Raw genomic sequence first — 12906 nt, 5'->3', positions numbered from 1 at the left:
CGGCGTCCGCCTAAGCTTCTGTCAATTCGAGGCGCTTCTCTACACGCTCCAAACGTCCCCCAACACGATCAACGCGCTCCGAAAGCTCGGCGATCCGAACGTGAACCTGCCCGAGCTCAACGTGAACGTGGGCAACTTCGCGCTCAAGTCCACCGACGCGCTGCTTCACCTCGCGGACATCCTCGCGAAGCAAATCGAGCGTCCCGCGGATAAGACGCAGATGTTCAAGGACGATGTTTTCCACTTCGGTCATGGCATAAGCCTACCACACCGCGAACAGAATGTGAACAACCTACTTGCGCTCCCCTCCTCAATGCCCCGCCGCCTGCTTCGCCTCCTCGATCGCGGCATTCGACAGCTTATCGACCATGGCGATGCCGATCGCCGACAGGATGAACACCGTGTGGATGATGGTCTGCCACATCACGCCGGTCTCGGTGTAGGTCGACTTGCCCGACGACAGCGCACCGGCTTCGATGAAGGTGCGCAGCAGATGGATCGAGGAGATGCCGATGATCGCCATCGCCAGCTTGATCTTCAGCACGCTGGCATTGACGTGGCTGAGCCATTCCGGCTCGTCGGGATGGCCCTGAAGGTTCAGCCGCGACACGAAGGTCTCGTAGCCGCCGACGATCACCATCACGAGAAGGTTCGAGATCATGACCACGTCGATCAGGCCGAGCACCGCCAGCATGATCTGCTGCTCGGAGAAATCGAAGGCGTGCGCGAACAGATGCCAGAGCTCCTTGAGGAACAGCACGACATAGACGCCCTGCGCGATGATCAAGCCGACATAGAGCGGCAGCTGCAGCCAGCGCGAGCCGAAGATCAGCATGGGAATCGGGCGCAGCGCGCCGCCCTTGGAGGACAGGGACGCGTCAGGGGAAGACATGATCGGGAATCTCGCAGGCTAGGATGGATGGCGGAACGTCTATCTACGCCATCGCATAGCACGCGGAAGCGACAACTGGTCGCAACGCGGGCGCGACGCTTTGTCCCGGAGCAAAGACAGCGTCGCGCCTCGTCATGGAGATCAGCGGGTCAGCTTCTTGTACTTGACCCGATGCGGGATCACGCTGTCCTGGCCGAGCCGGCGCATCTTGTCCTTCTCGTAGTCCTGGAAGTTGCCCTCAAACCATTCGACATGGCTGTCGCCCTCGAAGGCCAGCATGTGGGTCGCGATGCGGTCGAGGAACCAGCGATCGTGGCTGATGATGACGGCGCAGCCGGCGAAATCCTCCAGCGCCTCTTCCAGAGCCCGCAGCGTATCGACGTCGAGATCGTTGGTCGGCTCGTCGAGCAGCAGGACGTTGGCGCCGGACTTCAACATCTTGGCGAGATGCACGCGGTTGCGCTCACCGCCGGAGAGCGCCCCGACCTTCTTCTGCTGGTCGGCGCCCTTGAAGTTGAACGACGAGCAATAGCCGCGCGAGTTCACTTCCTTCTTGCCGAGCAGGATCAGCTCGTTGCCGCCGGAGATCTCCTCCCACACGGTCTTGTTGCCGTCGAGCGCATCGCGCGACTGGTCGACATAGCCGAGATGCACGGTCTCGCCGACGGTGATGGTGCCCGCGTCGGGCTTCTCCTGGCCGGTGATCATGCGGAACAGCGTGGTCTTGCCGGCGCCGTTCGGGCCGATCACGCCGACGATGCCGCCCGGCGGCAGCTTGAAGGTAAGATTGTCGATCAGCACGCGATCGCCGAAGCTCTTCGAGAGACCTTCGAAGTCGACGACGTTCTGGCCGAGCCGCTCGGCGACGGGAATGATGATCTGCGCGGTCTGGGTCTGCTTCTCGCTGGCCTTCTTGAGCAGCTCCTCATAGCGCTGATAGCGCGCCTTCGACTTGGCCTGGCGCGCCTTCGGCGAGGCCGCGATCCACTCCTGCTCGCGCGCCAGCGTGCGCTGGTGCGCGGCCTCCTCGCGGCCCTCCTGCTCCAGCCGCTTCTGCTTCTGCTGCAGCCATGACGAGTAGTTGCCCTCGTAGGGAATGCCGCGGCCGCGATCGAGCTCGAGGATCCAGCTGGTGACGTTGTCCAGGAAGTAGCGGTCGTGGGTGACGATCAGGATCGCGCCGGGATAGTTGCGCAAATGGCCCTCGAGCCAGGACACCGATTCGGCGTCGAGATGGTTGGTCGGCTCGTCCAGCAGCAGCAGGTCGGGCTGGTCGAGCAGCAGGCGGCACAACGCGACGCGGCGGCGCTCACCGCCGGACAGCTTGCTCACATCGGCGTCGTCGGGCGGGCACCGCAACGCGTCCATCGCCTGGTCGACCTTGCTGTCGAGATCCCACAGGCCCTGGGCCTCGATCTCGTCCTGCAGCTTGGTCATCTCATCGGCGGTTTCCTCGGAGTAGTTCATCGCCAGCTCATTGTAGCGATCGAGGATGGCCTTCTGCTTGCCGACGCCGAGCATGACGTTCTCGCGCACCGTGAGCTTGGGATCGAGCTGCGGCTCCTGCTCCAGATAGCCGACACGCGCGCCGTCCGCGACCCAGGCCTCGCCGGTGTAGTCCTTGTCGATCCCTGCCATGATCTTGAGCAGGGTCGACTTGCCCGAGCCGTTGACGCCGAGCACGCCGATCTTGGCGTCGGGATAGAACGACAGGTGGATGTTATCGAGCACCTTGCGGGTCGGGTAGGTCTTGGACAGACCCTGCATGAAGTAGACGAACTGGCGCGCCATCGCGTGTCCCTCAAAACCGGCTGAAATTTCGGAAAATGGTTGCCGCTGATGTAGCCGTGCGGTCACCAAAGGGCAACCGGAGAGCCCACTTCAAGCGGAACAATTGCCGGGACAATCCCGGGTCGTATCCGCCCGGCGCAGACCCAGCGCTCACGGACGACTACGGTTTCCTCACCATGTGTGCGGTCGATCACGACAATTGCAACCATCTTTTAATTAATTCGGCGGGACACTCGGTCTCGGCCCGCAAGAACCGCGCGCCCAAGCGGCACAAGCCGCGACCGACAACAGCGAGAGCCCGTCATGGCAACCCTTACGTCAGTTTCACTGTCCGCCGCGGTGGCAGAACGCCAGAGCCGATCCGGTCTCCTCGCCGACGTCAGGGCTTTCTGGCGCGAATTCGTCGCCCGGGCCTTCAATCCGTATCGGCCGGAACTGCACTACATGCGCGGTCCGGGCCCCGCCTGGCGCGCGAAATACGGCAGCGACGCAGCGTTCCGCCTCAAGGCTGATCTCGACTGATCTTGACCGGCGCGCGGCTTGCGCCGCCCGCGCTTTGCGCGCAACGATGCCATCCATTCGCTGGCGACGGTCTCACGTCGCCGTTCCCTGCCCGAATGGATCCGGACCGATGACGCGGCTGCGCTGTGCAATTCTCGACGACTATTACGATACGGCTCTGTCGCTGGCGGACTGGCCCCGGCTGGCCGACAAGGTCGATGTCACGGCCTTCACCCATCCCTTCGACAGCGAGGATACGGCGGCCAGCGCGCTGGCCGAATTCGACGTCATCTGCGCGATGCGCGAACGGACGCCATTCCCGCGCACGCTGATCGACCGGCTCCCCAAGCTGAAGCTCCTGATCACGTCGGGCATGCGCAATGCCGCGATCGACATGGAGGCCGCCAAGGCGCGCGGCGTCGTGATCTGCGGCACCCAATATGGCCGCGACCCGACCGCTCCTCTCACCATGGGCCTGATCCTGGAACTGACCCGCCGGATCGGCCAGGAGAATGCGCGGATGCATGCCGGCCAGCCCTGGCAGTCGCTGGGCGGGGTCGAGATCGAGGGCAAGACGCTCGGCGTGATCGGGCTCGGCAAGCTCGGCGGCAAGGTTGCCGGGCTCGCTCAGGCGTTCGGCATGAAGGTCATCGCCTGGAGCCCCAATCTCACGCCGGAGCGCTGTCAGGACGCCGGCGTCGGCTACGCGAGCAAGGAGGAGTTGTTCGCGACGGCCGACATCATCACCATCCACGTCGTGCTGAGCGAGCGCTCACGCGGGCTGGTCGGCGACGCCGACATCGGGCGGATGAAGCCATCCGCCTATCTGGTCAACACCTCCCGGGCTCCCATCATTGATGAGCCCGCGCTGCTGCGCGCCCTCCGCGAGAAGCGCATCGCGGGTGCCGCGCTCGACGTGTTCACAGTCGAGCCGCTGCCGGTCACGCATCCCCTGCGCAGGCTCGACAACGTCGTGCTGACGCCGCATCTCGGCTACGTCACGGAGGAAAGCTTCCGCGCCCATTACGGCCAGATGGTCGAGTGCATCGCCACTTGGCTCGGTGGGGCCGAGCCGCCACGCCGGCTCGCCTGACCCCCTTCCGAAACGAAAACACCCTCCGCGAGGAGGGTGTTTCGAAGCCATCGATCGCCGCTGCTCAGCGGATGGTCACCGGCGGAGGCAGCGGCTGCATCGTCGCCGGCTGGGCGGCCGGGACATTGGCCTGGGCCTGGACGGGGGCCGGCGCAGGCGCGCCGTTGGCTGCTGCCGCCATGTTCTTGTTCGATCCCGCCGGCGCGCCGCCCGGCATGACCACGACGCGGGTGCCGACCTTGACGCGCTCGAACAGGTCCGAGACGTCCTCGTTCAGCATGCCGATGCAGCCGGAGGACACGAACTTGCCGATCGTCGAGGGCTGGTTGGTGCCGTGGATGCGATACACGGTCGAGCCCAGATACATCGCGCGGGCGCCCAGCGGGTTGCCCGGACCACCGGCCATGAAGCGCGGCAGATAGGGCTGGCGCTCGATCATCTCGCTCGGCGGATACCAATCCGGCCACTCGGTCTTCTTGGTGATCTTCTGCACGCCGGTCCAGGTGAAACCTTCACGGCCGACGCGGACGCCGTAGCGCATCGCCCGGCCGTTGCCGAGCACCAGGTAGAGATAGGTGTTCGGGGTGTCGACGACGATCGTGCCCGGCGGCTCCTTGGTGACGAAGTCGACTTCCTGGCGACGCAGGTTGGCCGGCAGCGGCGCGGGCGCTGCATCCGGCTGCTCTTCCGGCGGCAAAGCCGCCACCGTCATCGGCCGATCGCCGGCCGGAGCCTGGGCCGTTCCCGGAACGGACGAGGCGCCGCCGACCGCGCCCGGAGGACGCAGTGCGCCGGCATCGCCGCCATAGGCCTGCTGCGATGAGGCCGGGCGATCCCCGTAGATCACCGGGGGAGGCCCTGCTGGTCGACCGTAACGCGGATCATCCGGAGACATCACCGGGCCGGTCGGCGCCGCGCTATAAACCGGAGCATTGGCCGGACGCCCGTAGCGGGGGTCATCCGGTGAGAGAACAGGGCCGGTTGGAGCGGCGGTCCCATACACGGGTCCGCTGGCAGGCCGTCCATAGCGCGGATCGTCCGGCGAGATCACCGGTCCGGGCGGCGGCAGCGCGGCGGAGTTGCCGGGCGCGTCCTCGTCGTCCAGCGCATCGAAATCCGGGTTATGTCCGCGCGCGTCGGTTGGGTAAGGAGTCGGCGCGGGCGAGTAAGCTCCCGGTGCAGTCTGATAGACCTGCTGTGCCTCGGCGAACGAAGTCGCCGCCGCGCCCGCCGCTGCGACCGCGCAAACCGTCAGAATGTGTCTGATCATCATCGCCCTTGCAGTATCCCCAAGCCGCCGATTGGGACCTTTGCTCCGCCAGATGGCCGAAGATAGCGGCGCATTCAAGACAATTCCGGCCGACGCGGTGCCATTTCGGCAAATTGTGATCACACCACCGTCGTTGCACGGAAGTCTCACGCCGCCGAAAAAGTGCAGCCAAGCTCCGGATGGCCGCATCGATGCCGCGATTTGACGAGCGAGCGGGAACGCTTTCGGTATTCTGACTTCAGCCTGATTCGCGATGCACGGCAGAAGCCGGCACCGTCGCGAACGCGGCCATTCCCTGTGATCACCGCGTTCCCTACTGGCTCGAAGGTCTCGGCAGTCCTGCTGCCGTGACGGAGAGTTTTCCGTCGATGCTTCCCGGCTTTCGTTTCCTCGTCGCCGCGATCCTCTGTTCGATCTCTCTCACCGTTTTCGGCATGGGTGCTGCAGCTCTGTTGCGCGCCGCTCATGAACAGTTTGCCAGCAACTCGTCCTGGCGCTCGACCCAGGCATCCGGCTTCACCACCTTCCTGCCACCGGCGGAGCCACCGCCGGTTCTCGCCGTGCTACGGGTCGAGCCCAGCCCCGCAGCCCCGCTCGCTTCAGCCGCGAGCCCCATCGACGCGCCGCAGGCCGCAGCCGAGCCGCTGAGCGCCGCGGCATCCGATGCTCCGGTGACGGAGAAGATCGAGACAGCGGCCGCCGTCGAGCCGCCGGCCTTGCCGACCCCCTCTCTGCCGGCTGACCTGGTCGACACGAGCCGTGTCGTGATCCCGAGCCAGACCGTCGCGGCGCTGAGCGATGGCACCGGCAGCGTGAAACCTGAAATTGGCAGCGCCGATATGGCGAGCACGGTCGTCGTCGAGAAGGCGACCGACAAGCCCAAGATGGACATGGCTCCGGAAGCGGCCGCTTCGAATCCAGCACCGGTCGTAGCGTCCTCCACCAGCGAGCCTTCGGCCACCCCAACCGCGCCTGCGTCCGGGCTGCAAGTCGTCGCGAGCGCAGATACCGCCATCGCGACTCCGGCTCTGCCGGCGCCTGCCCCGGCACCGGTGGCGCTCGACCCGATCGCAGCCAAGCTGGCGGCACTCGGCGAGCAGCCCATCCACCAGGAGCGACCCGCGGCCGGCGAGCATCGCGCTTCGGTCAAAATCGCCAGCGTTCAGTTGCGGCGGAGCGTCCTGAAGAAGCGGCAGGCCCGCGAGAAGCAACTGGCCGCCAAGCGTGCCAAGCAGCGCCGCTATGCCCAGCGCGTCCGGGCCGCCCGCCAGGCTGCAGCCCAGCAGCAGCAACCCCAGGCCTTCCCCAACCCGTTCGAGCAGCAGCCCTTCGGTCAGGCCCAGGGCATGACCCAGGCGGCCGCGCCGCGCTCCCGATAGGAGCCGGCGCCGGTCAGGCCGGTCCGGTCGCGACGGGCGGCCCGTTCTCGACGCCCCATTCCGACCAGGAGCCGTCATAGAGCGCGGTGTCGCGAATGCCGAGCCGGTAGAGCGCCAATGTCAACACCGCCGCGGAGACGCCAGAGCCGCAGGAGGTGACGATCGGCCTCGCCAGGTCGACGCCCGCGGCGCTGAACGCTCTGCGCAGGTCCTCGAGCGGCTTCATCACGCCGGTGGCGGCGTCGAACAGTTCCGCATACGGCAGATTGCGGCTGCCCGGAATGTGACCCGAGCGCAGGCCGGGCCTCGGCTCGGCGACCTCGCCGGCAAAGCGCGGCGCCTGGCGTGCATCGATCACCTGTTCGGCATGGCCTGCGAGGTTGGCAACCATCTGCTCGATCCGGCGCACGCGCGCGGCGTCAAAGGTCGCGCGATAGCTGCCCGCGGCCGGCGTGACCTGTCCGCCATCCACGGGGCGCCCCTCGGCAACCCACTTCTTCAATCCGCCATCGAGAACGCGCACATCCGCGTGGCCGAACGACAGGAACATCCACCAGGCGCGCGGGGCGGCGACCCAGCCGCCGGCATCGTAGACCACGACCGTATCGCCGTTGCTGACACCGAGCCGCGCGGCGTCCCGGCCGAACTGCTCCGCGCTCGGATACATGTGCGGCAGCGGATTGGAATGGTCGGAGACCTCGTCGACGTCGAAGAACACGGCGCCGGGGATGTGCGCCTTCAGATAATCGTCCTTCGGCAAAGGCAGCACGCCCGGCATCTTGAAGGTCGCGTCGAGCACCTTGACCTTGGGATCGCCGAGACGGGCCGCAAGCCAGTCGGTGGAGACGAGCGGGTCATTGGGGGCGGTCATGGCCTGGCTCCAGCATCACTTTCAAATCGTCATCGCCGGACTTGATCCGGCGATCCATCTTCTTCAAGCGATGGACACGCGGGTCAAGCCCGCGTGTGACGAGCAGGTTTCAATCCTTTTTCTTCGGCGCCCAGGCCTCGACCGGCCCGCCCGCCTCGCGCCAGGCGGCAAAGCCGCCGCCGATGTGGGCCACGGGCTTGAGCCCCATATCCTTTGCGGTCTTGGCGGCCAGTGCCGAGCGCAGGCCGCCGGCGCAATGGAAGATGAACGTCTTGTCCTCTTGGAAGATCGGCTTGGCGTAGGGGCTCTGCGGATCGATCCAGAACTCCAGCATGCCGCGCGTGCAGGAGAATGCGCCGGGAATCCTGCCCTCGCGCTCGATCTCGCGGGGATCGCGGATGTCGACGATCACGACGTCGTCGCGCTTGGCCGCCTCCATCGCCTCAGCCGCGGAGAGCGTCTCGATCTCGGCATTGGCTTCGTCGAGCAGCGTCTTGATGCCGCGGGTGATGGTCTGGGGCATTCTCGAACCTCCCTGCCCCGCTATTGCAGAGCGTCGTATTTCTCGGCGTCATTCCGGGGCGGCCCGCAGGACCGAACCCGGAATCCAGAGCTTATCGAACAAACCTCGAGATTCCGGGTTCGATCGCTGGTGCGACCGTCCCGGAATGACGGGGCCGTTCTAGCGCACCAGCTCCTTCATCGCCGACTCCAGCCCCTCGATCGTGATCGGATACATGCGCTCGGAAAAGATGCGGCGGATGATGGTGGTCGACTCCGAGTAATCCCAATGCTTCTGCGCCACCGGATTGAGCCACACCGTATGCGGATAGGTGCGGATGACGCGATCGAGCCAGACCGAGCCCGGCTCCTCGTTGACATGCTCGACCGAGCCGCCGGGCACCATGATCTCATAAGGGCTCATCGACGCGTCGCCGACGAACACCACCTTGTAGTCGTGCGGATATTTGTGCAGCACGTCCCAGGTCGGCGTGCGGTCGGTGAAACGCCGCTTGTTCTGCTTCCACACGCCCTCATAGAGGCAGTTGTGGAAGTAGAAATATTCCATGTGCTTGAATTCGCTCTTCGCCGCCGAGAACAATTCCTCGACCTGGGCGACGTGCGAATCCATCGAGCCGCCGATGTCGAAGAACACCAGCACCTTCACCGCATTCCGCCGCTCGGGACGCATGTGCACGTCGAGATAGCCGTGATTGGCCGTCTCGCGGATGGTGGTGTCGAGATCGAGCTCGTCCGGCGCGCCGGTGCGGGCGAACTTGCGCAGGCGGCGCAGCGCGACCTTGATGTTGCGGATGCCGAGCTCGACATTGCCGTCGAGATCCTTGAACTCGCGGCGGTCCCACACCTTCACGGCGCGGTTGTTGCGGTTCTTGTCCTGGCCGATCCGGACGCCTTCGGGGTTGTAGCCATAGGCGCCGAACGGCGAGGTGCCGGCCGTGCCGATCCACTTGTTGCCGCCCTGGTGACGGCCCTTCTGCTCTTCCAGCCGCTTCTTCAAGGTCTCCATGAGCTTGTCCCAGCCCATGGCCTCTATCTCTTTCTTCTCTTCCTCGGTGAGATACTTCTCGGCCAGCTTGCGCAGCCACTCCTCGGGGATTTCGGCCTTCTCCATCGCATCGAGGAGATTTTCCAATCCCTTGAACACGGTGCCGAAGACGCGATCGAACTTGTCGAGATTGCGTTCGTCCTTCACCAGCGCGGTGCGCGACAGATAGTAGAAGTTCTCGACCGAATGCTCGGCGAGATCGGCGTCGATGGCCTCCATCAGCGTGAGATATTCACGCAAGGAGACCGGGACCTGCGCGTCGCGCAGTGCTGTGAAGAATTGCAGGAACATGCCCATTAGATCGCGCGGCCCGGAGGGCACGTCAAGGGCCAGGGCGCGTCGAGGGCTGCCGCTGCGGCCAGTCTGGACCGGGCGGCTTTTTGCTCTACAATCCCAGGAACCACGGATGGAATGGGGGTTTTCATGGGTATCATTGCAGCGCTGATCATCGGTGCCATCGCGGGCTGGCTGGCCGGATTGATCGTTCGCGGCGCCGGTTTCGGCCTGATCGGCAATATGGTGATCGGCATCATCGGCGCCCTGGTCGCGAGCTACGTGCTGCCGGCGCTGCACATCGCGCTCGCCAGCGGCACCTTGGGTGCGATTTTGGACGCCACCATCGGCGCCGTCATCGTGCTCGTGATCCTCTCGCTGATCAGGCGCGCTTGATTATTTCTCCTTCCGATGGCAGCCATCATCTCAAAGCCGCTGCCGCGGCGTAGCCACTCAACACAAGTTCGACCGACAAGCGAGGCGCGATGAAATTTACCGGGACCCAGGACTACGTCGCCACCGACGACCTCAAAGTGGCCGTCAACGCGGCGATCGTGCTCGAGCGCCCGCTGCTGGTGAAGGGCGAGCCGGGGACCGGCAAGACCGTGCTGGCCGAGGAAGTCGCCAAGGCCGTCAACGCGCCGCTGCTCACCTGGCACATCAAGTCGACCACCAAGGCGCAGCAGGGCCTCTACGAATACGACGCGGTGTCGCGGCTGCGCGACAGCCAGCTCGGCGATAGCCGCGTGTCCGACATCAAGAACTACATCAAGCGCGGCAAGCTGTGGGAGGCGTTCACCGCCGAGCAGCGCCCGGTACTGCTGATCGACGAGATCGACAAGGCCGACATCGAGTTTCCGAACGATCTCCTGCTCGAGCTCGACCGGATGGAGTTCCACGTCTACGAGACCAACGAGACCATCAAGGCCAAGTTGCGCCCGATCGTCATCATCACCTCGAACAACGAAAAGGAATTGCCCGACGCATTCCTGCGCCGCTGCTTCTTCCACTACATCAAGTTCCCCGACGCAGACACGATGGGCCGCATCGTCGACGTGCACTTCCCGAACATCAAGAAGCGTCTGGTCGAGGAAGCGTTGCGCATCTTCTTCGAGGTGCGCGACGTGCCCGGCCTGAAGAAGAAGCCGTCGACCTCGGAGCTGCTCGACTGGCTCAAGCTGCTGCTCAACGAGGACATCGGCCCCGAGCAGCTTCGTGAGCGCGATCCGCGCAAGCTGATCCCTCCGCTGCACGGCGCCCTCCTCAAGAACGAGCAGGACGTGCATCTGTTCGAGCGGCTCGCCTTCCTCAGCCGGCGCGAGGTGTAGGGCCTCCGCCTCCCGCCCGGCAGGTCCGTGCCGCGGGCGCGTCATTGTCGCGCCCCGGTTTCGGCCATGCGTCCGAGCGCACCGATGAGCCCCTCGACTGCAATCGGCTTCTCGTAGCGGAGAATCTCCGCGAACCGGTCGGGGATGATCGATTCATCGTAGCCCGTCGTGAACACGAAGGGCACGCCGCGCTCAACCAGCAAGTCCGCGACCGGAAACGCCATCTCGCCACGCAGATTCACGTCGAGCACGGCACCATCGATCCTCGCCTGGCTGTTCGCGAGCACCAGCGCTTCCGCAACGGTTCCGACCGGTCCCAGAACCGTTGCGCCGGCACCGCCGAGCTCGCGCCTGAGCTCGTCGGCCAGCATGTATTCGTCCTCGACGATGAGGATGTGACGGTCACGCAGCGGACGTTCAGGCATGGTCCTCGAGCTCCGGCGTGGTGAAAGACACGGGAAGCGAAATCGTGCAGCTGACACCGTCGGGCGTGAACCCGAACGAGGTCCTGGCATTGAGCTGATAGGGCAAGGCCTGCTCGATCAGCTCGCGGCCCTGTCCCGTGCCGACGGAGACGACGCCAGGGGGCGGCATGTCGACGTCGCTCTCCCGCCAATCGATGTGCAGCCAGGGCCTGTTGTCCGCGCCGTTCCGCTCCAGCGACCAAACCACTCCGAGCCGGCCGGACGGCTGCGCCAGCGCGCCATATTTGACGGCATTGGTGGCGAGCTCATGCAGCGCCATCGCAAGCATCTGCACCGTGGAGGATCGCAATCGCACACCCGGCGGCCCGGCCAGTGTGACGCGCTCGGACGTGCCGGCGACCGCGGACAGCTCGCTGCGGATCAGATCGTCGAACGTGACCCGGTCCTGCTCCTTGAGGCGCGACAGCAGGCCCTGGACACGCGACAGCGTGTCCAGCCGGTCACGGAAGCGCGTGCGGAAATCGGCGAGATCGGTGCTGGCGCGCGCCGTCTTGTCGGCCATCGAACGCACGACGCCGAGCAGGTTGCGGGTGCGATGCTGCAACTCGGCCACCAGCACCGTCTGCCGCTCCTCCCACTCGCGCCGCTCGGTGACGTCGATCATCGCGCCGGTCATGCGGATCGCCCGTCCGGCCTCGTCGTAGAAGAAGCGGCCGCGGCCATACAGCCAGCGCAGCGTCCCGTTCGGATGAATGACGCGAAACTCGCGCGCATAGTCCTCGCGCAGCTCCATCGCCCGCCGCACCGCCGCTTCCGTTGCCGCTCGATCCTCCGGATGAAGCCGCGCCGTCCAGGCCTCGTAGCTCGGAGGCACTTCGCCGACGCCGTAGCCTTCCATGCGGAAATGCTCGTCCGACCAATAAACCTCGCCGGTCCTGACGTTCCAATCCCACAGACCGAGCCGCCCGACCTCGACCGCGCTGCGCAGCCGCTCCTCGCTCTTGCGCAACTCCTCTTCGGCCAGCTTCTTTTCGGTGATGTCGCGGGCCGCGCCGAACCATTCGAGGACGACGCCATCGCCACTCATCATCGGCACGGCACGCGAATGCGCCCAGCCGAGCGTTCCGTCGACCCTGATGACACGATGCTCCAGCTCGAACACGCTCTTCGTCGCAATAGCCCTGCCGACGGCGTCCAGCACCTGCGGCTGGTGATCGGACGGGATGTACTTCGCGAGCCAGCGCCGGCTCGGGGTCATCGTATCGGCAATGAAATCCTTGCCTCGGAGAAAGCGCATCTCGCTCCAGTCCGGGCTCATGCAATAGACGACGTCGAAGCTCGCGGTCACGAAGGCGCGGAAACGCTCCTCGCTGGCGCGCAGTCGCGCCATCGCATCGGCGCCCTGCACGACGTCGGCCTGGGGCGCGAGCATCTGCGTGTCCGCGCGCACGGCGTCCGAATGCTCGTTCACTTGCTGCCCCATTTTTCGGCATCGTATCGTGAAACCCGAGCATGC

At 65.4% G+C, this 12906-nt stretch carries 14 protein-coding genes; 5 read left to right on the top strand and 9 right to left on the bottom strand.

Features of this window, described 5'->3' with window-relative positions:
- Window positions 1-10: 10 nt before the first annotated feature.
- The 3 genes from ACQR1Y_RS05525 to ettA all read right to left on the bottom strand — a co-directional run bounded on the left by ACQR1Y_RS05525 (window position 11) and on the right by ettA (window position 2683).
- Complete coding sequence (locus tag ACQR1Y_RS05525) at window positions 11-253, bottom strand: hypothetical protein (protein ID WP_434862360.1); 243 nt, start codon at window positions 251-253, stop codon at window positions 11-13.
- A gap of 57 nt (window positions 254-310) precedes the next feature.
- Window positions 311-892: a TIGR00645 family protein gene (locus ACQR1Y_RS05520; protein ID WP_434862359.1), complete on the bottom strand. Its 582-nt coding sequence runs from the start codon at window positions 890-892 to the stop codon at window positions 311-313.
- A 141-nt stretch (window positions 893-1033) separates the two neighbouring features.
- Window positions 1034-2683, bottom strand: coding sequence for an energy-dependent translational throttle protein EttA (ettA, locus tag ACQR1Y_RS05515; protein WP_434879525.1), 1650 nt, complete (start codon window positions 2681-2683; stop codon window positions 1034-1036).
- Window positions 2684-2986: 303 nt separating this feature from the next.
- Here ettA and ACQR1Y_RS05510 point away from each other — a divergent pair, with 303 nt between their 5' ends.
- Window positions 2987-3205 (top strand): hypothetical protein, encoded by a 219-nt coding sequence (locus ACQR1Y_RS05510; protein WP_434862357.1) that lies wholly within the window; start codon window positions 2987-2989, stop codon window positions 3203-3205.
- 109 nt (window positions 3206-3314) lie between these two features.
- The gene (locus ACQR1Y_RS05505) at window positions 3315-4277 is read left to right on the top strand and encodes a D-2-hydroxyacid dehydrogenase family protein (protein ID WP_434879526.1); all 963 of its coding nucleotides are present in this window, start codon (window positions 3315-3317) and stop codon (window positions 4275-4277) included.
- Between the two features lie 64 nt (window positions 4278-4341).
- Here ACQR1Y_RS05505 and ACQR1Y_RS05500 read toward each other — a convergent pair whose 3' ends face one another.
- Entirely contained in the window at window positions 4342-5550 is a 1209-nt protein-coding gene (locus ACQR1Y_RS05500; RefSeq protein ID WP_434862355.1) for a L,D-transpeptidase family protein, read from the bottom strand.
- A gap of 365 nt (window positions 5551-5915) precedes the next feature.
- On the opposite strand from ACQR1Y_RS05500, the gene ACQR1Y_RS05495 reads away from it, so the two are divergent.
- The gene (locus tag ACQR1Y_RS05495; RefSeq protein ID WP_434879527.1) at window positions 5916-6926 is read left to right on the top strand and encodes a hypothetical protein; all 1011 of its coding nucleotides are present in this window, start codon (window positions 5916-5918) and stop codon (window positions 6924-6926) included.
- 13 nt (window positions 6927-6939) lie between these two features.
- Here the strand turns inward: ACQR1Y_RS05495 and sseA are convergent, their stop codons facing one another.
- The 3 genes from sseA to ACQR1Y_RS05480 all read right to left on the bottom strand — a co-directional run bounded on the left by sseA (window position 6940) and on the right by ACQR1Y_RS05480 (window position 9655).
- Window positions 6940-7797 carry a 3-mercaptopyruvate sulfurtransferase gene (sseA, locus tag ACQR1Y_RS05490; protein WP_434879528.1) on the bottom strand — a complete coding sequence of 286 codons (858 nt, stop codon included), beginning with the start codon at window positions 7795-7797 and terminating at the stop codon, window positions 6940-6942.
- A gap of 109 nt (window positions 7798-7906) precedes the next feature.
- Window positions 7907-8320, bottom strand: a complete 414-nt coding sequence (locus tag ACQR1Y_RS05485) for a rhodanese-like domain-containing protein (RefSeq protein WP_434862352.1) — start codon at window positions 8318-8320, stop codon at window positions 7907-7909.
- 159 nt (window positions 8321-8479) lie between these two features.
- Window positions 8480-9655 (bottom strand): vWA domain-containing protein, encoded by a 1176-nt coding sequence (locus tag ACQR1Y_RS05480; protein WP_434862351.1) that lies wholly within the window; start codon window positions 9653-9655, stop codon window positions 8480-8482.
- Between the two features lie 132 nt (window positions 9656-9787).
- Between ACQR1Y_RS05480 and ACQR1Y_RS05475 the strand changes: the two genes are divergently transcribed.
- Both ACQR1Y_RS05475 and ACQR1Y_RS05470 read left to right on the top strand, forming a co-directional pair.
- Window positions 9788-10033, top strand: coding sequence for a GlsB/YeaQ/YmgE family stress response membrane protein (locus tag ACQR1Y_RS05475; protein WP_434862350.1), 246 nt, complete (start codon window positions 9788-9790; stop codon window positions 10031-10033).
- A gap of 89 nt (window positions 10034-10122) precedes the next feature.
- Window positions 10123-10965: an AAA family ATPase gene (locus tag ACQR1Y_RS05470; protein WP_008964954.1), complete on the top strand. Its 843-nt coding sequence runs from the start codon at window positions 10123-10125 to the stop codon at window positions 10963-10965.
- A gap of 41 nt (window positions 10966-11006) precedes the next feature.
- On the opposite strand, the gene ACQR1Y_RS05465 is transcribed toward ACQR1Y_RS05470, so the two are convergent.
- Together ACQR1Y_RS05465 and ACQR1Y_RS05460 are read right to left on the bottom strand one after the other, a co-directional pair.
- Window positions 11007-11390 carry a response regulator gene (locus ACQR1Y_RS05465; protein ID WP_434862349.1) on the bottom strand — a complete coding sequence of 128 codons (384 nt, stop codon included), beginning with the start codon at window positions 11388-11390 and terminating at the stop codon, window positions 11007-11009.
- Complete coding sequence (locus tag ACQR1Y_RS05460) at window positions 11383-12861, bottom strand: sensor histidine kinase (protein WP_434879529.1); 1479 nt, start codon at window positions 12859-12861, stop codon at window positions 11383-11385. The genes ACQR1Y_RS05465 and ACQR1Y_RS05460 overlap by 8 nt, the downstream gene beginning before the upstream one ends.
- Window positions 12862-12906 lie beyond the last annotated feature (45 nt).

Source organism: Bradyrhizobium sp. HKCCYLRH3099 (assembly GCF_051167855.1).
In the GTDB taxonomy this organism is placed as follows: domain Bacteria; phylum Pseudomonadota; class Alphaproteobacteria; order Rhizobiales; family Xanthobacteraceae; genus Bradyrhizobium.
Note: the sequence above shows the minus strand (reverse complement) of the source record. Positions and strands in the feature narration are given on the sequence as shown.

Excerpts from the sequence above, each read along its gene's own strand:
- ACQR1Y_RS05485 (WP_434862352.1), bottom strand. The coding sequence starts at position 8,320 with ATGCCCCAGACCATCACCCGCGGCATCAAGACGCTGCTCGACGAAGCC.
- ACQR1Y_RS05520 (WP_434862359.1), bottom strand. The coding sequence starts at position 892 with ATGTCTTCCCCTGACGCGTCCCTGTCCTCCAAGGGCGGCGCGCTGCGC.
- sseA (WP_434879528.1), bottom strand. The coding sequence starts at position 7,797 with ATGACCGCCCCCAATGACCCGCTCGTCTCCACCGACTGGCTTGCGGCC.
- ACQR1Y_RS05475 (WP_434862350.1), top strand. The coding sequence starts at position 9,788 with ATGGGTATCATTGCAGCGCTGATCATCGGTGCCATCGCGGGCTGGCTG.
- ACQR1Y_RS05500 (WP_434862355.1), bottom strand. The coding sequence starts at position 5,550 with ATGATGATCAGACACATTCTGACGGTTTGCGCGGTCGCAGCGGCGGGC.
- ACQR1Y_RS05470 (WP_008964954.1), top strand. The coding sequence starts at position 10,123 with ATGAAATTTACCGGGACCCAGGACTACGTCGCCACCGACGACCTCAAA.
- ACQR1Y_RS05525 (WP_434862360.1), bottom strand. The coding sequence starts at position 253 with ATGACCGAAGTGGAAAACATCGTCCTTGAACATCTGCGTCTTATCCGC.
- ACQR1Y_RS05495 (WP_434879527.1), top strand. The coding sequence starts at position 5,916 with ATGCTTCCCGGCTTTCGTTTCCTCGTCGCCGCGATCCTCTGTTCGATC.
- ACQR1Y_RS05465 (WP_434862349.1), bottom strand. The coding sequence starts at position 11,390 with ATGCCTGAACGTCCGCTGCGTGACCGTCACATCCTCATCGTCGAGGAC.
- ACQR1Y_RS05505 (WP_434879526.1), top strand. The coding sequence starts at position 3,315 with ATGACGCGGCTGCGCTGTGCAATTCTCGACGACTATTACGATACGGCT.
- ACQR1Y_RS05510 (WP_434862357.1), top strand. The coding sequence starts at position 2,987 with ATGGCAACCCTTACGTCAGTTTCACTGTCCGCCGCGGTGGCAGAACGC.
- ettA (WP_434879525.1), bottom strand. The coding sequence starts at position 2,683 with ATGGCGCGCCAGTTCGTCTACTTCATGCAGGGTCTGTCCAAGACCTAC.
- ACQR1Y_RS05480 (WP_434862351.1), bottom strand. The coding sequence starts at position 9,655 with ATGTTCCTGCAATTCTTCACAGCACTGCGCGACGCGCAGGTCCCGGTC.